Origin of the sequence: Pseudomonas sp. 313, from assembly GCF_000316965.1 — a bacterium.
Classification (GTDB): Bacteria; Pseudomonadota; Gammaproteobacteria; order Pseudomonadales; family Pseudomonadaceae; genus Chryseomonas; species Chryseomonas benzopyrenica.
This window is the reverse complement of the sequence record NZ_ANBZ01000106.1, coordinates 87,166-105,784: the sequence shown is the minus strand read 5'-3', so window position 1 is coordinate 105,784 and position 18,619 is coordinate 87,166. Positions and strand designations below refer to the sequence as shown.

Annotated in this window: 18 protein-coding genes and 1 riboswitch; of the genes, 5 read left to right on the top strand and 13 right to left on the bottom strand. The window is 69.7% G+C overall.

Annotation, left to right across the window (positions count from 1 at the left end; all coding sequences use genetic code 11):
- Positions 1–96: 96 nt before the first annotated feature.
- Both C722_RS0124105 and C722_RS0124100 read right to left on the bottom strand, forming a co-directional pair.
- On the bottom strand, positions 97–1,473 hold the full coding sequence (locus tag C722_RS0124105; RefSeq protein ID WP_017642953.1) for an MFS transporter: 1,377 nt from the start codon (positions 1,471–1,473) through the stop codon (positions 97–99).
- Positions 1,474–1,591: 118 nt separating this feature from the next.
- Entirely contained in the window at positions 1,592–2,446 is an 855-nt protein-coding gene (locus C722_RS0124100; RefSeq protein WP_017642952.1) for an IclR family transcriptional regulator C-terminal domain-containing protein, read from the bottom strand.
- A 143-nt stretch (positions 2,447–2,589) separates the two neighbouring features.
- On the opposite strand from C722_RS0124100, the gene C722_RS0124095 reads away from it, so the two are divergent.
- Entirely contained in the window at positions 2,590–3,108 is a 519-nt protein-coding gene (locus C722_RS0124095) for a DUF962 domain-containing protein (RefSeq protein ID WP_017642951.1), read from the top strand.
- On the opposite strand, the gene C722_RS0124090 is transcribed toward C722_RS0124095, so the two are convergent.
- The 7 genes from C722_RS0124090 to cobG all read right to left on the bottom strand — a co-directional run bounded on the left by C722_RS0124090 (position 3,093) and on the right by cobG (position 10,389).
- On the bottom strand, positions 3,093–3,857 hold the full coding sequence (locus C722_RS0124090) for an ABC transporter ATP-binding protein (protein ID WP_017642950.1): 765 nt from the start codon (positions 3,855–3,857) through the stop codon (positions 3,093–3,095). The genes C722_RS0124095 and C722_RS0124090 overlap by 16 nt on opposite strands.
- Positions 3,854–4,888 carry an iron ABC transporter permease gene (locus C722_RS0124085; RefSeq protein ID WP_017642949.1) on the bottom strand — a complete coding sequence of 345 codons (1,035 nt, stop codon included), beginning with the start codon at positions 4,886–4,888 and terminating at the stop codon, positions 3,854–3,856. The genes C722_RS0124090 and C722_RS0124085 overlap by 4 nt, the downstream gene beginning before the upstream one ends.
- On the bottom strand, positions 4,885–5,901 hold the full coding sequence (locus C722_RS0124080; RefSeq protein ID WP_017642948.1) for an ABC transporter substrate-binding protein: 1,017 nt from the start codon (positions 5,899–5,901) through the stop codon (positions 4,885–4,887). Before C722_RS0124080 ends, C722_RS0124085 begins: the two co-directional genes overlap by 4 nt.
- 30 nt (positions 5,902–5,931) lie before the next feature.
- Positions 5,932–6,079, bottom strand: a riboswitch (cobalamin riboswitch).
- A 6-nt stretch (positions 6,080–6,085) separates the two neighbouring features.
- Positions 6,086–7,756, bottom strand: coding sequence for a precorrin-3B C(17)-methyltransferase (cobJ, locus tag C722_RS0124075; protein ID WP_026084074.1), 1,671 nt, complete (start codon positions 7,754–7,756; stop codon positions 6,086–6,088).
- Positions 7,744–8,484, bottom strand: coding sequence for a precorrin-2 C(20)-methyltransferase (locus tag C722_RS0124070; protein ID WP_017642946.1), 741 nt, complete (start codon positions 8,482–8,484; stop codon positions 7,744–7,746). Before C722_RS0124070 ends, cobJ begins: the two co-directional genes overlap by 13 nt.
- The gene (locus C722_RS0124065) at positions 8,484–9,110 is read right to left on the bottom strand and encodes a precorrin-8X methylmutase (RefSeq protein WP_017642945.1); all 627 of its coding nucleotides are present in this window, start codon (positions 9,108–9,110) and stop codon (positions 8,484–8,486) included. The genes C722_RS0124070 and C722_RS0124065 overlap by 1 nt, the downstream gene beginning before the upstream one ends.
- Complete coding sequence (cobG, locus tag C722_RS0124060) at positions 9,103–10,389, bottom strand: precorrin-3B synthase (protein WP_026084073.1); 1,287 nt, start codon at positions 10,387–10,389, stop codon at positions 9,103–9,105. The genes C722_RS0124065 and cobG overlap by 8 nt, the downstream gene beginning before the upstream one ends.
- 98 nt (positions 10,390–10,487) lie before the next feature.
- Between cobG and C722_RS0124055 the strand changes: the two genes are divergently transcribed.
- From C722_RS0124055 to cobM, 3 genes are all read left to right on the top strand, one after another.
- The gene (locus C722_RS0124055; protein ID WP_017642943.1) at positions 10,488–11,690 is read left to right on the top strand and encodes a bifunctional cobalt-precorrin-7 (C(5))-methyltransferase/cobalt-precorrin-6B (C(15))-methyltransferase; all 1,203 of its coding nucleotides are present in this window, start codon (positions 10,488–10,490) and stop codon (positions 11,688–11,690) included.
- A gap of 252 nt (positions 11,691–11,942) precedes the next feature.
- A complete protein-coding gene (locus C722_RS0124050) occupies positions 11,943–12,665 on the top strand; it encodes a cobalt-precorrin-6A reductase (RefSeq protein ID WP_017642942.1) in 723 nt (240 codons plus the stop codon).
- Positions 12,662–13,393, top strand: coding sequence for a precorrin-4 C(11)-methyltransferase (gene cobM / locus C722_RS0124045; RefSeq protein WP_017642941.1), 732 nt, complete (start codon positions 12,662–12,664; stop codon positions 13,391–13,393). Before C722_RS0124050 ends, cobM begins: the two co-directional genes overlap by 4 nt.
- A gap of 100 nt (positions 13,394–13,493) precedes the next feature.
- On the opposite strand, the gene deoC is transcribed toward cobM, so the two are convergent.
- The gene (gene deoC, locus C722_RS0124040; RefSeq protein ID WP_017642940.1) at positions 13,494–14,171 is read right to left on the bottom strand and encodes a deoxyribose-phosphate aldolase; all 678 of its coding nucleotides are present in this window, start codon (positions 14,169–14,171) and stop codon (positions 13,494–13,496) included.
- 94 nt (positions 14,172–14,265) lie between these two features.
- Between deoC and deoR the strand changes: the two genes are divergently transcribed.
- Positions 14,266–15,030 carry a DNA-binding transcriptional repressor DeoR gene (gene deoR / locus C722_RS0124035; RefSeq protein ID WP_017642939.1) on the top strand — a complete coding sequence of 255 codons (765 nt, stop codon included), beginning with the start codon at positions 14,266–14,268 and terminating at the stop codon, positions 15,028–15,030.
- On the opposite strand, the gene C722_RS0124030 is transcribed toward deoR, so the two are convergent.
- From C722_RS0124030 to rbsK, 3 genes are read right to left on the bottom strand one after another with little or no spacing between them, the layout of a single operon-like run.
- On the bottom strand, positions 15,023–16,108 hold the full coding sequence (locus tag C722_RS0124030) for an aldose 1-epimerase family protein (protein ID WP_017642938.1): 1,086 nt from the start codon (positions 16,106–16,108) through the stop codon (positions 15,023–15,025). The two genes, deoR and C722_RS0124030, sit on opposite strands and share 8 nt — an antisense overlap.
- 13 nt (positions 16,109–16,121) lie before the next feature.
- A complete protein-coding gene (gene fucP / locus C722_RS0124025; RefSeq protein ID WP_017642937.1) occupies positions 16,122–17,453 on the bottom strand; it encodes an L-fucose:H+ symporter permease in 1,332 nt (443 codons plus the stop codon).
- Between the two features lie 47 nt (positions 17,454–17,500).
- A complete protein-coding gene (gene rbsK / locus C722_RS0124020; protein ID WP_017642936.1) occupies positions 17,501–18,427 on the bottom strand; it encodes a ribokinase in 927 nt (308 codons plus the stop codon).
- Between the last annotated feature and the right edge of the window lie 192 nt (positions 18,428–18,619).

The following is an 18,619-nucleotide window of genomic DNA, read 5'->3' as shown; positions in this document are numbered from 1 at the left end:
AGCCGGGTGACTGCGGAGCGTGCAAAGGGTGCAACTTTACGCGGTGGCAGCGCCTGCGCCTAGCGCCCGCCACCGGCAAAGGGGAAGCCGTCGACGCTAGGTCGCATCAGCGTGACTGACCACGCCCTTGATCAGCACGGCCAGGGCGGCGAGACCGGCCGGCAGGAGCAGCGCGGTGAGTACCTGGGTGAAGGTCCAGCCCAGCCCCAGCAGGGTCGCGCCCATCCAGGCGCCGGTAATGGCGCCGAAGCGGCCGATGCCGAGCATCCAGGACACCCCGGTGGCGCGGCCATGGGTCGGGTAGTAGCGTGCCGCCAGCGAGGGCATGGCCGACTGGGCGCCGTTGATGCACATGCCGGCCACCAGCACCAGGGTGGCCACCAGAGCGACCTGGCCCAGGCTCTGGCCGACGCAGTAGGCGAAGATCCCAGCCAGGGCATAGAACAGGCCGATCACCTTGTGCGGATTGAGTCTGTCCATGGCCCAGCCGACGAAGACCGCGCTGAGCACCCCGCCGAACTGGAACAGCGCGCCGATCAGGGCGGCCTGCTCCAGGCTGGCGCCGGCGTCGCGCATCAGCGTCGGCAGCCAGCTGGTGAGCAGGTAGACGATCACCAGGCCCATGAAATAGGTCAGCCACAGCAGCAGGGTGCCGGCGCTGTAGTTGCGGTTGAAGATCACCGCGAAGACGTTGCCGGTCTTGACCGACTTCTGCTCGGGCACCACGAAGTGCCGGGCCTCGGCGGCCTCGCGGCCGATGGGCGCCAGCACCCGGCGGATGCGCTCGGCGCTCTTGCCGTGCACCACCAGATAGCGCGCCGATTCCGGCAGCCATAGCAGCAGCACCACGGCCAGCGCCAGGGGCAGCACGCCGCCCAGCACCAGCAGGCTGTGCCAGCCGTAGGCCGGGATCATCCAGGCCGAGACGAAGCCACCGCCGGCCATGCCCAGGTTGAAGCCGCAGAACATGCTGGTCACCAGCAGCGACTTGAGGCGCTCGGGGGTGTATTCCGAGAGCAGCGTGGTGGCGTTGGGCATGGCCGCGCCCAGGCCCAGCCCGGTGAGGAATCTCAGGATCACCAGCTGTTCGAGGTTGGCGCTGAAGGCCGACAGCAGGCTGAAGCCGCCGAAGATGAAGGTGGCGACCACCAGCACGCCCTTGCGGCCGAAGCGATCGGCCAGCGGGCCGGAACCCAGGGCGCCAAAGACCATGCCGCCCAAGGCCGCGCTCATCACCGGCCCCAGGCTGGCGCGTAGGATGCCCCACTCCACCGACAGCGCCGGGGCGATGAAGCCCATGGCCGCGGTGTCCAGCCCATCGAGGAAGACGATGAGAAAGCACAGGGCGACGATGCGCCACTGGTAGGCGGACAGTGCCTGGAGATTGATGAACTGCTGGACGTCCAGGGTGCCGACTGTCGCCGTGGCCGAGGAATCGGCCAGGGGCACGGCGCCCGCGAGGGTTTGCGTCATGGTGGTCTGCTCGTGTTGTTGTTATCGGCGTAGTGCGCCACTGCGCCGACGTTAAGCCCAACTCCGAACAGCTGACAATTCGATTATCGGCGATATGGCCGATAATCGACCAGATTCGCTAGTGAAACAGCCGGGTACTCAATTCCTGGCTGGCCGCCAGCAGCACCGGCAGGAAGCGCGTCTCCAGCTCCTGGCGACTGACCCGACTGGCGTGGGTGCCGACGTTGAGCGACGCCAGCACCTGGCCGGCGGCGTCTCTCAGAGGCACCGCCAGGGATCTCAGCCCCACCTCCAGCTCCTGGTCGACGATGACGTAGCCCTGCTGGCGCACCTGGCCCAGGCACTCGATGAGCGCCGGCGGCTGATAGAGGGTGCGGCTGGTCTTGGCCTGCAGGTCGGCGTGTTCCAGGTAGTCGTGCAGGGCGGCATCGTCCAGGGCGGCGAGCAGGATGCGGCCCATCGAGGTGCAATAGGCCGGCAGCCGGCTGCCGACGCTGAGGTCCACCGAGATCAATCGCTGCGGCGTCGCCGAGCGGGCGATGTAGAGGATCTCGTCGCCTTCCAGGGTGGCCATGGAGCAGGCTTCGTGCAGTTGCTCGCTCAAGCGATCGAGCACCGGCTGGGCGGTGACCGCCAGCGGCGTCGACGACAGATAGGCGTGCCCCAGGGTCAGCACCTTGGGCAGCAGCGAGTAGGTGCGGCCGTCGGTGGTGACGTAGCCCAGCTTCATCAGGGTATGCAGGCAGCGGCGCACCGCGGCGCGCGGGATCTCGGTGCGATGGCTGATCTGGGCGATGGTCAGCTGGCGCTTGCGCTCCTGGAAGGCATGGATGACCGCCAGGCCGCGGGCCAGGGAGGTCATGAAGTTGGGGTCGCCGGTGAAGGCTTCGATGCGCTTGGCCGGCGAGGCGATGATGGGCGGCGCGGCCAGTGGCGGCAGGCCCGTGGCGTGAGCGGTGCGGTTATCGTCCATCGGACCGGTCCTCGGCAGGCTTTTGATCGATTATCGAGCGAGGGGGCGATTATCGCAATCGCATTTCTCCTGGTGCCCGCTGACGCGCAGGGTCTTCCCGGTGCATGCTGAGGCTTCCCGCCCAGCCGCCTGGATGCCTGCCGATGAAGACCCTGGAAGATCATCTCAGCCATTACGCGAGCTACCACCGCGATCCGCGCAACATCGCCAGCCACTTTCCCGGCATCCTGCTGATCGTGCTGGCGGTGGCCATCCTGCTGTCGCGACCGGTTTTCAGCCTGGCCGGCTGGCCGCTGTCGCCCGCGGTACCGGTGGCCGGGGCGGTGGCGGTCTTCTACCTGCGCCTGGATCGGCCGCTGGGACTGCTGATGAGCGTGCTGCTTGGTCTTGCCCTCTGGCTGGGTGCCACGCTGGCGGCCCGGACCACGGGCGTCTGGCTGGGCTGGGGGCTGGGTCTGTTCCTGGTCGGCTGGGCCATCCAGTTCGTCGGTCACCACTACGAGGGGCGCAAGCCGGCCTTTCTCGACGACCTCACCGGCCTGGCCATCGGTCCGCTGTTCATCGCCACCGAAGCGGTCTTCTGGCTGGGTGGTCGCCCACAGCTCAGGCAGGCGATCGAAGAGCGGGCCGGCCCGGTGCGGCGCCGTCAATCCAGCCGATAGCGGATCGTCGGCCGACCGTCGGGGCCGTCCAGCGTCACCTGCGCCTTCACGCCCCAGACCTGCTGGATCAGCGCGGCCGTCAGCACCGCGGCCGGGGCGCCTTCGGCGACCAGGCGACCGTCGCGCAGCACCGCCAGGCGATCGCAGAACAGCGCGGCGAGGTTGAGATCGTGGATGGCCAGCACGCAGGTGGCCGGCAGGCGGCGGACCAGGTCGAGGATTTCCAGCTGGTGCTGGATATCGAGGTGATTGGTGGGTTCGTCCAGCAGGAGTTCGCTGGGCTCCTGGGCCAGGGCGCGGGCGATCTGGGCGCGCTGGCGTTCGCCACCCGAGAGGCTGTGCCAACGGCGGGCGGCCTTGTCGACCAGTCCCACCTGAGCCAGGGCGCGCTGGCAGACTTCGGCATCGCGCGCGCTCCAGGCGTCGAGCAGGCCCCGATGGGGTGTGCGGCCCAGGCGCACCACCTCGGCCACCGATAGATCGGCCTCGGTACCGGCCTGCTGCTCCACCAGGGCCACCCGGCGCGCCAGGTCGCGACGACGCAGGTCCTGCAGGGGCGTCTCGTCGAGGCTGACCCGGCCCTGCTCCGGGCGGCGCAGCCCGGCCAATAGCCGCAGCAGACTGGACTTGCCCGAGCCATTGGGGCCGAGCAGCCCCAGTACCCCGCCGGGCGGCACCGCCAGCGTCACCCCGCGGAGGATCGGCTGGCCGCCGGCGCTCCAGGCCACGTCCCGCGCGGCGAGGCTCATCGGACCTCCCGCGCGCGATAGAGGATGAAGGCGAAGGCCGGCGCGCCGACTAGGGCGGTGACCACGCCGATGGGCAGGGTCTGCTTGGCCACCAGGGTGCGGGCGACGATGTCGGCCAGCACCATGAAGAGGGCGCCGATCAGCGCGCAGGTGGGCAGCAGCCGGCCATGCCCGGGGCCGACCAGGAAGCGTGCCACATGGGGAATCACCAAGCCGACGAAGCCCACCGCGCCCACCAGGCTGACCAGGCAGGCGGTGATCAGGCCGGTGACCGCTAGCAGCAGGAGACGCAGCGGCCCCACAGCGACCCCGAGGCTGGCGGCGGCGTCCTCGCCAAAGGCGAAGGCGTCCAGCGCCCGGGCACAGGCTAGGCACACCAGCAGCCCGGCGAGCACCACCCCGGCGGCCAGCCAGACGTCCGGCCAACGCACCCCGGCCAGGCTGCCGAGCAGCCAGAACATCACGCTGCGTGCCTGCTCGGCATTGGCCGCGGTGGCGACGATATAGGCGGTCAGGGCATTGAACAGCTGGGAGGCGGCCACCCCGGCGAGGATGATGCGGGTGCTGCCGCCACTGCCGAGAAAGGGCAGCACCACGGCGAAGGCCAGCACGGCGCCGAGAAAGGCGCCGAGCGAGACCCCGAGCACCCCGCCGCCGACGCCCAGCAGCATCACCAGCACCGCGCCGGTGGAGGCTCCTGCCGACAGCCCCAGCACATAGGGTTCGGCCAGGGCGTTGCGCAGCAGCGCCTGGAGGATGGCACCCGAGACCGCCAGGCCGGCGCCGCAGCAGGCGGCCACCAGGGCACGACTGAGGCGGTATTCCCAGACGATGCCCTGGACGATGCGCTCCACCGGATAGGGCCCCAGGCCGAGGCCGTTGGCGATGGCCTGCAGACTGGTCAGGGGCGCGATGGGCATCTCGCCGAAGGAGGCCGCCAGCACCACGCTCGCCGCCAGCGCCAGCACCGCGGCCAGGCCCAGCAGCCAGCGCCAGGGCCGGGCACCCTCGGCCGCCAGAGGCAGGCTCATGGTTGCGGCTTGGCCAGGTCGGCGGCCAGGGTCTCGACGCTGTCCACCACCCGCAGCGAGGGATTGAGGGTCGGGGCGTCCACCACCAGCAGGTGGTTCTCGCGCACCGCGCGCAATTCGCGGGTCAGGGGATCGCTGCGCAGGAAGGCCAGCTTCTTGTCGACGTCATCGGCGGGATAGAGACGACGGTCCATACGCGCCACCACGATATAGTCAGGGTCCAGACTGGCGATGCGCTCCCAGCTCACCGCCGGCCATTCCTCGGCGCTGTCGACCACGTTGCGCAGGCCCAGGGCGCGAGCGATCCAGGCCGGTGCGCCGAGGTTGCCAGCGACCCAGGGATCGCCTTCCAGGCGCGGGCTGGAGAACCAGAACAGCACCGAACGCCCCTGGACCCCGGCGGCCTTGGCCTGCTCGCCGGCGGCGGCGATGCGGCGGTCCAGCTCGGCGACCAGCTGCTTGCCGGCCGGCTGCACATCGAGAATGGCCGCCAGTTCCCGGGCCTCGCGGGTCACCAGCTGCATGTCGAAGGGCGCACTGCGGCTGCCGTCGCTGTTGGAATCAGCGGTCACCGCCTTGCCCTCGCAATCGCTGGGCGCCACATAGGCGGGGATGCCCAGCTTGGCGAAGCGCGGGAAGTCCGCCACCTCGCCGCCCGGGCCGACGTGATAGGTGTACTGCGCCGCCACCAGGTCCGGCCGGGTGCCGACCACGGCTTCGAAGCTGGGGGCGTTGTCGGCCAGGCGCGGAATGCCCTTGCCCTCCTCCTGCAGGTCCTTCGGCAGGCCGCCGAACCAGACCCCGGTACCCACCAGGCGCGCGCCCACGCCCAGGCGCAAGAGCAACTCGGTACTGGCCTGGCCCAGGCTGACCAGCCGTTGGGGCGCGCGCTCGAAGACCAGGTCACGGCCGCAGTTGTGCACGGTCAGTGGATAGGCAGTGGCGGCTTGGGTGGCGAGGGGGGATACGGACAGCAGGCCGGCGGCGAGCAGCGGCAGAAGACGGCGAAACATGGACTCTCCTTGGGATGACGCGTCCCTTGTGGATGATGGATGTCCCCTGGCAAGGTCTGGCTCACTTCTCGCGAAGCTCACAGTGGCGCGACCGCGCCGGAGTTGCACCGGCTTCCCGCCAGGGAACGGAAAGGTCGCCGAGGGTGAGCCAGCGGCGACCAGGATTCAAGCACTAAATGTTACTTTATAACAATTCCGTATCGTACCAGCGCGGCGTATAGACCCATTCGCCGCCGTCGGCCCGCGGAAAGCGCCGGGTATGGCTGGAGCCGAGGATCACCAGGGTGCGCGAATCCACCATCTCGCTGCGCAGGGCGCCGAGGCTGGTGTATTCGAGACCGCCACCGGGACGGCCGACGTCGCGACCGAGGATCACCGGGGTGTTCGCCGAGCGGCAGCTGCGCAGGACGTCCAGCGCCCGGTCCAGCTGATGCGGTCGGGCCTTGGAGATGGGATTGTAGAAGGCCATGGCCAGGTCCGCCGCGGCGGCCTGGCGCAGGCGCTGCTCGATCACCGCCCAGGGCTTGAGGTTGTCGGACAGGGAGATCAGGCAGAAGTCGTGGCCCAGCGGCGCCCCGGCCAGGGCGGCGCTGGCCATGGCCGCGGTGATGCCCGGCAGGATCTCCAGCTCCACCGCCGCCCAGCGCGGATCATCGGCGCCTTCCAGCACCTCCAGTACCGCGGCGGCCATGGCGAAGACCCCCGGATCGCCGGACGACACCATGACCACCTGACGACCGCTGGCGGCCAGTTCGAAGGCATGGCGGGCACGCTGCAATTCTTCACGGTTGTCGCTGGCATGGGCCAGTTGGTCCGGGCGCAGGGGGCCGGCCATCTGCACGTAGGTCGCGTAGCCGAGCACGTCCTCGGCCTGGTCCAGGGCGCGGCGTACCACCGGTGCCATGAGTTCGGCCGCACCGGGGCCTAGGCCCACCACGCTGAGGCGGCCACGGCGCTGGCCGAGGTCATCGGCGTCCAGCGGCCGGTCATGCAGGTGCAGGGCAAGGCCCTGGGCCTGGGCCCGTACCACGGCCGCCCGGGCGAACTCCGGGGTGCGGGCGTCGACGAATCTCAAGGGTACGGCCAGCGCCTGGCTCAGCTCGGCCAGGCCGGGCGCGGCCATGTCTTCCGCCCGCGCCAGCAACACCGCCACGGCACCTGGCGCATAGCCGGTGCTGGCAAGGAGTTCGGTGACGGCGGCAGCGGTGGCATCGGCGCGTACCGCCACCAGCACGGCGCGGGGATGGATCAGCAGGGTATGGTCGTCGGCGCTGGTCATGGGCGAGACCAGGATGCGCTGCCGCGCCTCGGGATCGCGAGCCAGGGGTACCTCATCCAGCCAGGGCGCCTCGCCCTCGATGCGTACCGGGGCGCCGGCCAGCAGATCGGCCACCCGATGCTTGGCCACGTCGACGTCGGCTAGGGCATAGCCGGCCGGTGGATCGAGCAGGCAGGTGCCGAATCTCAGTTCGCCACTGGTGGTGATGGCCGGGGCCACGTCCAGCAAGGTACCCAGCTGGCGAGCCAGACGGTTGGCACCGGCCAGACCACCCAACAGCGGCACCACGGCGCTGCCGTCTTCGGCCACCGCCAGGACCGGCGGCTCGGCGGTCTTGTCATCCAGCAAGGACGCCAGGGTGCGGATGACGATGCCGGCGGCGCAGAGCACCACCAAGGGCCGCTGCTGGCGATAGAGGTCACGCAGGTGGTCGCCGAAGGCGTTGTAGCTGACATCGCCCTCGACCCGCCCGGCCAAACCATGCACCAGACTGCCCGGCAGGTCGTCCTGCAGGCGGCGGGCGGTGGCCAGGGCGCCGGGGCCGAGGATGACGATGGCCGGGCTCAACCCTTCCATTTCACCCCCGGCACCACCACCAGCGAGAAATACGGCGAGGCCATGGGCTCGACGGCGTCCAGCGCGACGATGCGCTGGTTGTCCATGGTGGCGCGCTCAATATAGCGGGCACGCTCGTCCAGGCCGAGCTCGCGCAACACCTGGCGCACCTTCTCGAAATTGCGCCCGAGCTTCATCACCACGGCGGCGTCGGCGCTGGCGAGGCGCGCCTTGAGTTCCTCGGCGGAGAGCACCCCGGAGAGCACCGTGAGGGTCTGGTTGCGATAGACCAGCGGCAGACCGAGCATGGCCACACCGCCGAGCATGGAACAGACCCCCGGCACCACCTGGGCTTCGTAGCGCTCGGCCAAGCGGTCGTGCAGGTACATGTAGGAGCCGTAGAAGAAGGGATCGCCCTCGCAGATCACCGCCACGTCACGGCCGGCGTCCAGATGGTCGGCCACCTGGGCGGCGGCGGTGTCGTAGAAGTCGGCGATCACCGTCTCGTAGGACAGCGGCGGCGCCAGCTTCTCGGTGGTCACCGGATAGACCAGTGGCAGGCGCTGCTGGCCGTCCAGCAGATAGCCCTCGATGACGCCATAGGCATTGCCGCCCTGGCCCGCGTTGGCCTTGGCCTTGGCGACGAAATAGGCCACCACCGGCGCGCCCTGCAGGAGGCGCAGGGCCTTCAGGGTGATGAGTTCCGGATCGCCGGGGCCGACGCCCAGGCCGAGCAGGCGGCCGGCCATCACTCCACCTCCGTGGCCAGGGCATTGACCGCTGCCGCGGCCATGGCGCTGCCGCCACGGCGGCCGCGGACGATGACGTAGGGCACGCCGCGACTGTCGGCGGCCAGGGCGTCCTTGGACTCCATGGCACCAACGAAGCCCACCGGCATGCCGAGGATCAGCGCTGGCCTGGGCGCCCCGGCATCGAGCATCTCCAGCAGATAGAACAGCGCCGTGGGGGCGTTGCCGATCACCACCACGCTGCCGGCCAGGTGCGGCCGCCAGCGCTCCAGGGCCACCGCCGAGCGGGTGTTGCCCTGGGCCACGGCCAGCTCGCGGATACCCTCGTCGTGCAGGGTGCAGATCACCTGATTGTTGGCCGGCAAGCGAGTGCGGGTAACGCCCTCGGCGACCATGCGGGCATCGCAGAGGATGGGCGCGCCGGCCGCCAAGGCCGCGCGACCGGCCGCGCCGGCACCCGGGGAAAAGGCCAGGTCCTGGACCACGTCGACCATGCCGCAGGCGTGGATCACCCGCACGGCGAGCTTTTCCAGGTCGGCGGGGATGGCCGAGAGATCGGCCTCGGCGCGGATGGTGGCGAAGGATTGGCGATAGATCGCCTGGCCGTCGCGTTCGTATTCAAGCATCACTAGGACTCCGGGCCAGCCAGGCGGCGGCCTCGTCGAGAGAAAGGTGGGTGGCGCGCCGCCGGCCCGGACCGGGCTGGGTGGCGTCGCGCACGAAGAGGTCATAGCGGCCGGGAGCCACCGCCAAGAGGGTATGGGGCGCCTGGCCAGCCAGGGCGCAACTGCGCGGGCAGCCGGAGAGATGCACCTCCACGTCCGCCGGCAGCCGCTCGGCCAGGCGTAGGGCATCGCCCTTGGTGTCGGCCTGGCCCTTGGCGCAGCCCTGGCTGCCGGTGCAGGCGATCAGCCGGGCCAGGGGCGCGGCGGGATCGGTGGTCAGCTCCAGGGTGGCCAGAGCGCCGAGCAACTCGGGGGCCCTGTCGACTGGCACATCGGGCAGCAGCAGGCCCTGCCAGGGGGTCAGGTGCACCGCGCCCTCGCCAAGGTGCTCGGCCAGGTCGGCGACGGCAGCCAGGCTGGTTGCCGGCAGTCGGCCCAGGGCGGGCTGGGCACCGACCCAGCAGCGACCCGGCTGAAGCTGGGGATGGCTGCCCAGGCGCAGCTCGGTTGCGGCCGCCGCGCGTGGGCTGCGCGGAACCGGCAGCAGGTCCAACCCCACCAGCAACTCTGCGGCCGGGCACTGAGCCAGCAGCTGGCGCATGCGGCTCTGCCCGGGACCGGCCAGGTCGAGAAAGCGATGCAGCAGCCGTGCGACGGTCGCCACCTCCTGGCCCGGGGCGATCAATCCAACCGGCGCATCCAGTGGGATACCGGCGAGACCAAGCGCATAGCCTTCGGGGCGAGCGGACAGCCAGACATCATGGGCATGGTCGAGCCGCGCCAGGCCCTCGCCGCCGTCCAGCTGCAGGGCGAACTTGGGCGACAGGCCATGCAGCCGGCGGTCGCCTTCCAACAGGGCGAGCAACTCGGCGGCCAGGGGACGGACATCCTGCAGCTGCTGCGGATCGCGCCCCGCCGTGGGGCTGAGCAGCAGATTGCGCACGTCATCGGCGGCCGGATCGCTCGGGCCCAGACCGGCGGCCTGCAAGGCAGCCACCAGGGCGTCGGCGCCGTCCGGGCGCACGCCGCGCAATTGCAGGTTGGCCCTATTGGTCAGCTCCAGTACCCCGTTCGCCCAGCGCTCGCTGGCGGCGGCGATCGCTCGCGCCTGGCCTGCCATGAGTCGCCCGCCCGGCAACTTCACCCGGCACAGGCCGCCATCGCGCGCGGGCACGATGCGCAGCAGGCCCGGACAGGCCGAAGGCCGCGGGACGAGGGCGGAAGGAGACGGAGGATTCACGGCGGAAGGTCGGGCTGAACGGGGAAAGACGTTATTATGCCCGCTTTGCCCGACCCCTTGAAAACGCCCGGTCGGCTGACGTTCGATGAGGTGTGTTCATGATCCCCTGGCTGACCGTGGTGGGTATCGGCGAAGACGGCTACCCCGGCCTCGGCAAGCAGGCCCGCCGCGCCCTGCTGGAAGCGCAGGTCGTCATCGGCGGTCCGCGCCAGCTGGCGCTGCTGCCACCCTGCATCCGCGCCACTCGCGAGCCCTGGCCGCAGCCCTTCGCCCTGGCCCCGGTCCTGGACCGCCGCGGCACCTCGGTCTGCGTGCTGGCCAGCGGCGATCCCATGCTGTTCGGCGTCGGCGCGAGCCTGGCACGCCAGCTGTCGGCCGACGAACTGCAGGTGCTGCCGGCGCCCTCTTCCTACTCCCTGGCCGCTGCGCGCCTGGGCTGGCCCCTGCAGGAGGTCGCGTTGCTATCGGTGGTGGCCCGGCCCCTGGCCGGGGTGGTGCGCCATCTCCATCCCGGCGCGCGCCTGCTGGTCTTGAGCAACGACGGTCACAGCCCCGCCGCCCTGGCCGCCCTGCTGGTGGACCAAGGCTTTGGCGCCAGCCAGCTGCAAGTGCTGGAGCACCTGGGCGGGCCCCTGGAACGCCGCATCGCCGGTCGCGCCGAGGCCTGGTCGCTGACCGAGGCGGCGGCGCTCAATCTGGTCGCCATCGAGGTCCTGAGCGAGACCGGTGAAGCGGGACTGCCGCTCACCCCCGGTCTGCCGGACAGCGCCTATCGCCACGACGGCCAGTTGACCAAGCGCGACGTGCGCGCCGTGACCCTGGCGCGTCTGGCGCCGCGTCCCGGCGAACTGCTGTGGGATGTGGGCGCCGGCTGCGGCTCCATCGGCATCGAATGGGCGCGCAGCCATCCCGGCTGCCGGGTGCTGGCCATCGAGGCCAATGCCGGTCGTCAGGCCCATATCCTCCATAACCGCGACCACCTCGGCGCCCCGGCGCTGCACCTGGTGGCTGGCCAGGCACCGGAGGCACTGGCCGGCCTGGCCACTCCGGACGCCATCTTCATCGGCGGCGGGCTCACAGCGCCAGGCGTGCTGGACGCCTGCTGGGTCGCCTTGCGGCCCGGCGGCCGCCTGGTCGCCAATGCCGTGACTCTGCAGACCGAAGCCGCTCTGGTGGCCTTCCGCGAGCACCACGGTGGTGACCTGACCCGGTTGCAGGTGGCCCAGGCCCAGCCACTGGGCGCCTTCGATACCTGGCGTGCGGCGCTGCCTATTACCTTGCTGGAAGTGGTGAAGCCGTGAGTCTTGGCTTGGGTTTGGCCCCCTCACCCCAGCCCTCTCCCCATGGGGGAGAGGGGGTGGTTGGGTGGTGGTTTGGAAGTCTGGCGTCTGGGCTACCGCCCGCTGCTCTGCTCAACAGAGAGACTAGCCGTCCTGCTCCCCGACTCGACGCCAAGCACCGCTCTTCCTCCCCTCTCCCTGGGGGAGAGGGGCCGGGGGTGAGGACACGCCATGCATGACGAAGCCTCCGCCGCTCTTACGGAAAAACCGCCCATGAAGATCCTCCTGCTCGGCGGTACTACCGAAGCCCTGGCCATCGCCCGCACGCTGCCGGCGGAGGCCATCTACAGCCTCGCCGGCCTGGGTCGGGTGCCCCAGGACCTGCCCTGCCAGGTACGGGTTGGCGGCTACGGCGGCGCCGCGGGGTTGGCCGCCTTTCTCCACAGTGAAGGCATCGAGCTGCTGCTGGACGCCACCCATCCCTACGCCGCCCGGATCAGCCACAACGCCGCCCAGGCCGCTGCTGACGCTGGCCTGCCCTGCTGGGCGCTGCGTCGCCCCGGCTGGCAGGCCGGACCGGGCGACGACTGGCGCGAGGTGGCCGACTGGGCCGAGCTGCAGCGAGCCCTGGCACCCTTCGCCCGCCCCTTCTTCACCCTGGGTCGCGAGCCGCTGGAGCATCTCCAGGAGATCCCGCCCCACCAGTTCTGGACCCTGCGCCTGCTCGATGCCCATCCCGGCACCGAACGGGCACGGATCATCGCCGACCGCGGCCCCTTCGCCCTGGAGGCCGAGCGTTCGCTCTTCGCCCAGGCCAACTTCGATGTGCTGATCAGCAAGAACAGCGGCAGTGCCGCTACCCAACCCAAGCTGCAGGTGGCCCGCGAACGCGGCCTGCCGGTGCTGATCCTGCGCCGCCCTACCCTGCCCAGCGTCGACCGCGAATTCGCCAGCGTCGCCGAATTGCTCGCCGCCCTGGCCGAGGAAACCCCATGACCGTCCATTTCATCGGCGCCGGCCCCGGCGATCCCGACCTCATCACCGTCAAGGGCCAGCGGCTGATCCGCCAATGCCCGGTGATCCTCTATGCCGGCTCCCTGGTGCCACAAGCGGTGCTGGAAGGTCACCAGGCCGAGACGGTGATCGACACCGCCAGCCTGGATCTCGACACCATCGTCGGGCATCTGGCCGCCGCCCATGCCCGAGGCCAGGACGTGGCCCGGGTGCATTCCGGCGATCCTTCGCTGTACGGCGCCATCGGTGAGCAGATTCGCCGCCTGCAGGCGCTGGGCATTGCCTACGAGATCGTCCCCGGCGTGACCGCCACCGCCGCCTGCGCCGCCCTGTTGGGTTGCGAGCTGACCCTGCCCGGCGTCAGCCAGACGGTGATCCTCACCCGCTACGCCAGCCGCACCGCCATGCCCGAGGGCGAGGCGCTGGCCGATCTCGCTCGCCACCGGGCGACCCTGGCCATTCACCTGGGCGTGGGCCAGCTGGAACGCATCGTCACCGACCTCCTGCCGCACTACGGTCCCGGCTGCCCGGTGGCCATCGTCCACCGCGCCAGCTGGCCGGATCAGGACAGCGTCCAGGGCACCCTGGCCGACATCGTCGAACGGGCGCGGGACAAGGATTTCCGCCGCACCGCGTTGATTCTGGTAGGCGAGGTGCTGGCACCGGGAGATTTCCAGGATTCCAAGCTGTACCGGCAAGGACCGGGGTAGCACCCGTAGGTTGGGCTGAGGCGGCTCCTCCGCCGAAGCCCAACACAAGGCGGCACTGTTGGGCTTCGCTGCGCTCAACCCAACCTACGTCGTACCTGCCTCAATACCCCGCCCCACCCTCGCCGCCGCTGACGATGGCCACGCCCGAGCTGGTCCCCAGGCGGGTCGCGCCGGCGTCCAGCATGGCCTGGGCAGTGGCTCGGTCGCGGACGCCACCGGAGGCCTTCACGCCCATGTCCGGGCCCACCTCCTCGCGCATCAGCCGCACGTCCTCCAGGGTCGCGCCGCCGTGGCCGAAACCGGTGGAGGTCTTGACGAAGGCGACCCCGAGGTCGCGGCAGATCCGGCAGGCCTGGCGCTTCTGGGTCTCGTCGAGCAGACCGGTCTCCAGGATCACCTTGAGCGGCACCGCGCCACAAGCCGCCTGCACCGCGGCGATGTCGGCGGACACCTCCTCCAGCAGGCCATCCTTCAGCCAGCCGAGGTTGAGCACCATGTCGATCTCCCCGGCCCCGGCGGCGATGGCCTGCGCGGCCTCGAAGGCCTTGGCCGCGCTCAGCCCGGCGCCGAGCGGAAAGCCCACCACCGCGCAGACCTTAACCGCACTGCCGGCCAGTTGCGCCGCGGCGTGAGGGACCTGGGCGGAATTCACGCACACCGAGTAGAAACCATGGGTACGCGCCTCCTGGCACAGGCGCTCGATCTGGGCGCGGCGGGCATCGGCGGCGAGCAGGGTGTGGTCGATGGTCTTGGCGAGTTCGCCGGGTTCAAGCTGCATGGGGCCTCCTCAGGCACGGGTAGCGTATGATCGGATCAGAATTCTTGGTTGGTGCGGCCTGCACCTCTAGTCGGACTCCCGTAGCGCACCCCTCATGGATAGCAAGAAAGCCGCTCGGCTCAAGCTGATGCACCAGGCGCTGCAGGATCAGCACGCCATTCACCTGCGTGAGATGGCCCAGCTGCTGGGTGTCTCGGAAATGACCCTGAGACGCGACCTGCGGCTCCCGCCGGACGGCCTGCGCCTGCTCGGCGGTCACGTCACCCGCGATGTCGGCGGCAGCGAGGCGCCCGGCTACCAGGTGGTGGAACAGGACCTGCGCCAGGTCGAGGAAAAGCGCCGCATCGGTCGGCTGGCCGCGGCGCAGATCCGCGCCGGCGACACCGTCTTCCTCGATTGCGGGACCACCACGCCTTTCGTGGTGGACTTCATTCCCGATGACCTGGAATTCACCGCCGTCTGCCATTCGCTCAATGTGCTGCTCAAGCTGCAGCAGAAGGTCAACTGCACCCTGGTGGTGTGCGGCGGGACCTTCCAGCGCAAGAACCAGATCTTCGAGAGTCGCCTGGAGACCGGGGTGCTCGACGGCGTGCGCCTCACCCACGCCTTCGTCTCGGCGGCCGGGGTGAGCGAGGACTTCGGCGTCACCTGCTTCAACTTCAACGAGGTCGAGGTCAAGCAGAAGGTCCTGCGCCAGGCCCAGCAGCGGCTGCTGCTGGTCGACCATACCAAGTTCGACGTGGTGCGCGCCGCGCATTTCGCGGCGCTCGACGACTTCGACTTGGTGGTCAGCGACGGGCGCATTCCGCGCAGCTATCGCGAGCGGATCGAGGCGAACGGCGCGCAACTGCTCACCTGATCCGCGTTGGGTCGGCCAGGCGCGTCAGCAGCGCCTCGCGTTCGGCGGCGGCGAGGTAGCCGGTGCGCACGCTGAAGGCCCGCCGTTCACCCGGTTGCAGCTGCTGCACCTGGCCCTTGGCGGTCTCGGCCAGATAGCCCTCCGGCTCGCAGGTCGCCGGCAGCACGAAGGCCGCCACCTGCTGGTCGGGGTTGTGCAGCACCCAGCGCGTGGCATGGGGCAAGCTCTCTGGGCGATAGGCCGTGTAGAAGGCCGCGCCGCCCGGATGCTCCAGCAGGAAGTGCGCCTCCCCTGCCGCGTCGGTACCCGGCGCATCGATGAAGCTGACGATTTCCGGCTGGTAGCGCTCAGGCGCATCCAGCACCCGCAGCCGTTCCGAATCTTCGGCCAGCTCGGCGATGAAAGCCTGCCAGTCGGCGGTCGGCCGCACATGGGCCGGCACGCTGGTGCGCACCCGGGTGCGGGTCACGCCCAGCGGCTCGTGGAAACGACCGCCGGGTACGTAGGCGTAGTTCATGTGGGCCATGTACATAAGGTCCATGGGCTGGCCGGCCTGGTTTTCCACCTCCAGGCCCAGTTCGAACACGGCGGTGTCCGGCCTCAGGGTCACGCTGGGTTGGGCGCGATAGCGATCGCCAAAGCCCATGGCGTAGTCATGGCGCCCGCCCAGGCGCAGGAAGTCACCCTCCGCGTCCCGGCCCAGCTCCAGCCAGGCCTCGTCCAGCGGCGCGCAGGGCAGTTCGCCGTGCAGCTCGTGGCTGTCCTCCGGCGCCGGGCAGCCGTTGCGCAGCACCCCGGCGTGGAACATGAAGCAGCCATAGGTCTCGATGATCCGCCGGGTCGGCCGCGGCTGGTCGAACAACCCGGGCATGGTCAGGCGGCAGCCGTCGAAGGTGGCATCCCAGATCATCTGCCCCTGATAGGGCAGCACGACCAGCCGGCCGCGGCGATTCTCCAGGGCCAGGGCGCGGACCCCGGAAGGATAGGTCCAGGCGCGCACCTGAAAGGCGTCGCTGGCGAGCAGGGTGCGCTCGCACGCGGTGAATTGCTCAGGCTGTAGGGGCAGGCGTACGGACATGGCGGCGCCCTCCTCAGGCGGTCTGGGCGGCGCCCACCGGCAGCCGCTCGCTGGCCGGATGACGCAGGCAGTAGAGGGCGTAGGCGACGATCACCGTGAAGCACAGCAGGGGCACCGAATAGGCCAGCTGCATGTTGCCGCCGGTGTAGTCCGACAGCAGGCCCTGGAAGATCGGGATCACCCCGCCGCCGACGATGCTCATCACCAGCAGCGAACCGCCGAATTCGGTGTCGCGACCGATACCGTCGACGGTCAGGCCATAGATGGTCGGCCAGCAGGGGCCAAGGAAGATGCTCACGCCCACGGCGGCGTACACCGCGGTGATGTTGGGCACCAGGATGGTGTAGGCCAGCAGGGCGATGCACAGCACGCCGTAGACGCCCAGCACCTTGGCCGGATGCCAGCGGCGCATCAGCAGGTTGGCGATCAGCTTGCCGACGAAATAGGCGGCGAAGGTGGTGAGCAGGAACCAGGAGGCGCTGCGCTCGTTCATGCCGCCGAGCTGCATGGCCAGGCGGATGGTGAAGCTCCAGACGCCGACCTGCGCGCCGACATAGAGGAACTGCGCCAGCACGCCAAAGACGAAGCGCGGATTGCGTCTCAGCCGACCCAGGCTGGCGGCCATGCCGTCGCCCTCGCTGCGGACGGCATCGTTGCCCTTGCAGGACGGATAGCGGGTACAGGCGATCAGCACGAAGATCAGCACCAGCACGCCGATCATCCACTGGTAGGGCGTCAGGGTGGCCTGGATCATCTGCAGCTGCTGGGCGGCGGCCTCGGCGGGATTCATCTGCAGCAGCTGCGCCTGGCTGGCGTCGCCGTCCTTGAACATCACGAAGCTGCCCACGTAGACGCCGGTCATGGCGCCGAAGGGGTGAAAGGTCTGGGAGATGTTCAACCGGCGGGTGCCAGTCTCGCGCGGCCCCAGCAGGGTCGAGTAGGTGTTGCAGGCGGTCTCCAGGAAGGACAGCCCCGCGGCGATCACGAACAGCGCCAGCAGGAACATGCCGTACTTGGCCATGGAGGCGGCCGGAAAGAACAGCAGGCAGCCGACCATGTAGAGGAACAGGCCGAAGAGGATGGTCGTCTTGTAGCTGAAGCGCCGCACCATCAGCGCGGCTGGCAGGGCCAGGAAGAAATAGCCGAGGTAGAAGGCCGACTGGACGAAGGCGGTCTGGAAGTCACTGAGCAGGAAGGCCTTCTTGAAGTGGGCGATGAGCACGTCGTTCATGCTCGCCGCGGCGGCCCAGAGGGCGAAGATGCAGCACAGCAGGATGAAGGCGAACCACGGTGTGCGGTTCAGGTAGTAGCCGTCGGCGCTGGGCCGCAGGGGTGACTGGCTCATTGTTGTTCTCCGTAGGGGTGCCAGGGTGGGGGATTGCCGACCTTGCGTCAGAGATCCAGGGACGCGAGGTAGTCTTCGAAGACCGCGGCCTCGGGATAGGAGGTCTGGGTGCCGCGCCCGGTGACCGACAGTGCCGAATAGGCCACGGCGCGCTGCATGGCGTCCCGCAGGCCGAGGCCCTGGACGCGGCCATGGGCGAAGCAGCCGATGAAGGCATCGCCGGCGCCGGTGGTGTCGATGGCCGCCACCGGCTGGCCGGGAAGGCTGAATTCGCCCTCCTCGCCCACGTACAGCGCGCCCTGGGCGCCCAGGGTGACCACCACGTGGCGGATGCCGCGACCGGCCAGCACCCGCGCGGCGGCGAAGGCGCTCTCGCGATCCCGCACGGGCAGACCGCTGACCAGGGCCAGTTCGGTCTCGTTGGGGACGAAGTAATCCAGCCGGGCGAGGTGCGCGGCGCTCAGGTCGGCCACCGCAGGGGCCGGATTGAGCAGCACGGGGATACCCAGGCGCTGGCCGCAGTCGATGGCGGCATAGACGGTCTCCAGGGCGATCTCCAGTTGCAGCACGATCAGCGCGCAGTCGCGCAGATCGGCTTCCGCGGCCTGGATGTCCGCCGGGCCGAGGGCGGCGTTGGCGCCCTTCACGATGAGGATGCTGTTGTGCGAGTCGGGCTGGACGAAGATCGGCGCCACCCCGCTGGAGCGACCCGGCGCACGAGTCACGTGACGGGTGTCGATACCGAAGCGGCGGAAGTTGGCCAGGGTGTTGTCGGCGAAGAGGTCGTCGCCGACCTTGGTCACCATCAGCACCTCGCTGCCCAGCTTGGCCGCGGCGACCGCCTGGTTGGCGCCCTTGCCGCCACAGCCGAGGGCGAAGTCCGGCGCTTCCAGCGTCTCGCCCTGCACGGGCAGTCGCTCGATGTAGGTGATGAGATCGACCATGTTGCTGCCGATGACCGCGATTTTGCCCATGCCGAGCACCCCTCCGTTTTTCTTGATGTTATTAAATTAACGGTTTTTGTTAATTTTCCATCATAGATACTGCAACTCGGGGCGCAGCTCAAGCGCCGGTGATCGCTCACGGACGACACCGGGCCGCCAGGACTCAAGGCTGGGAGCTGCGACACGAAATGCGGGAAGCGGAGAGATCAAGCGGCGGAGCGA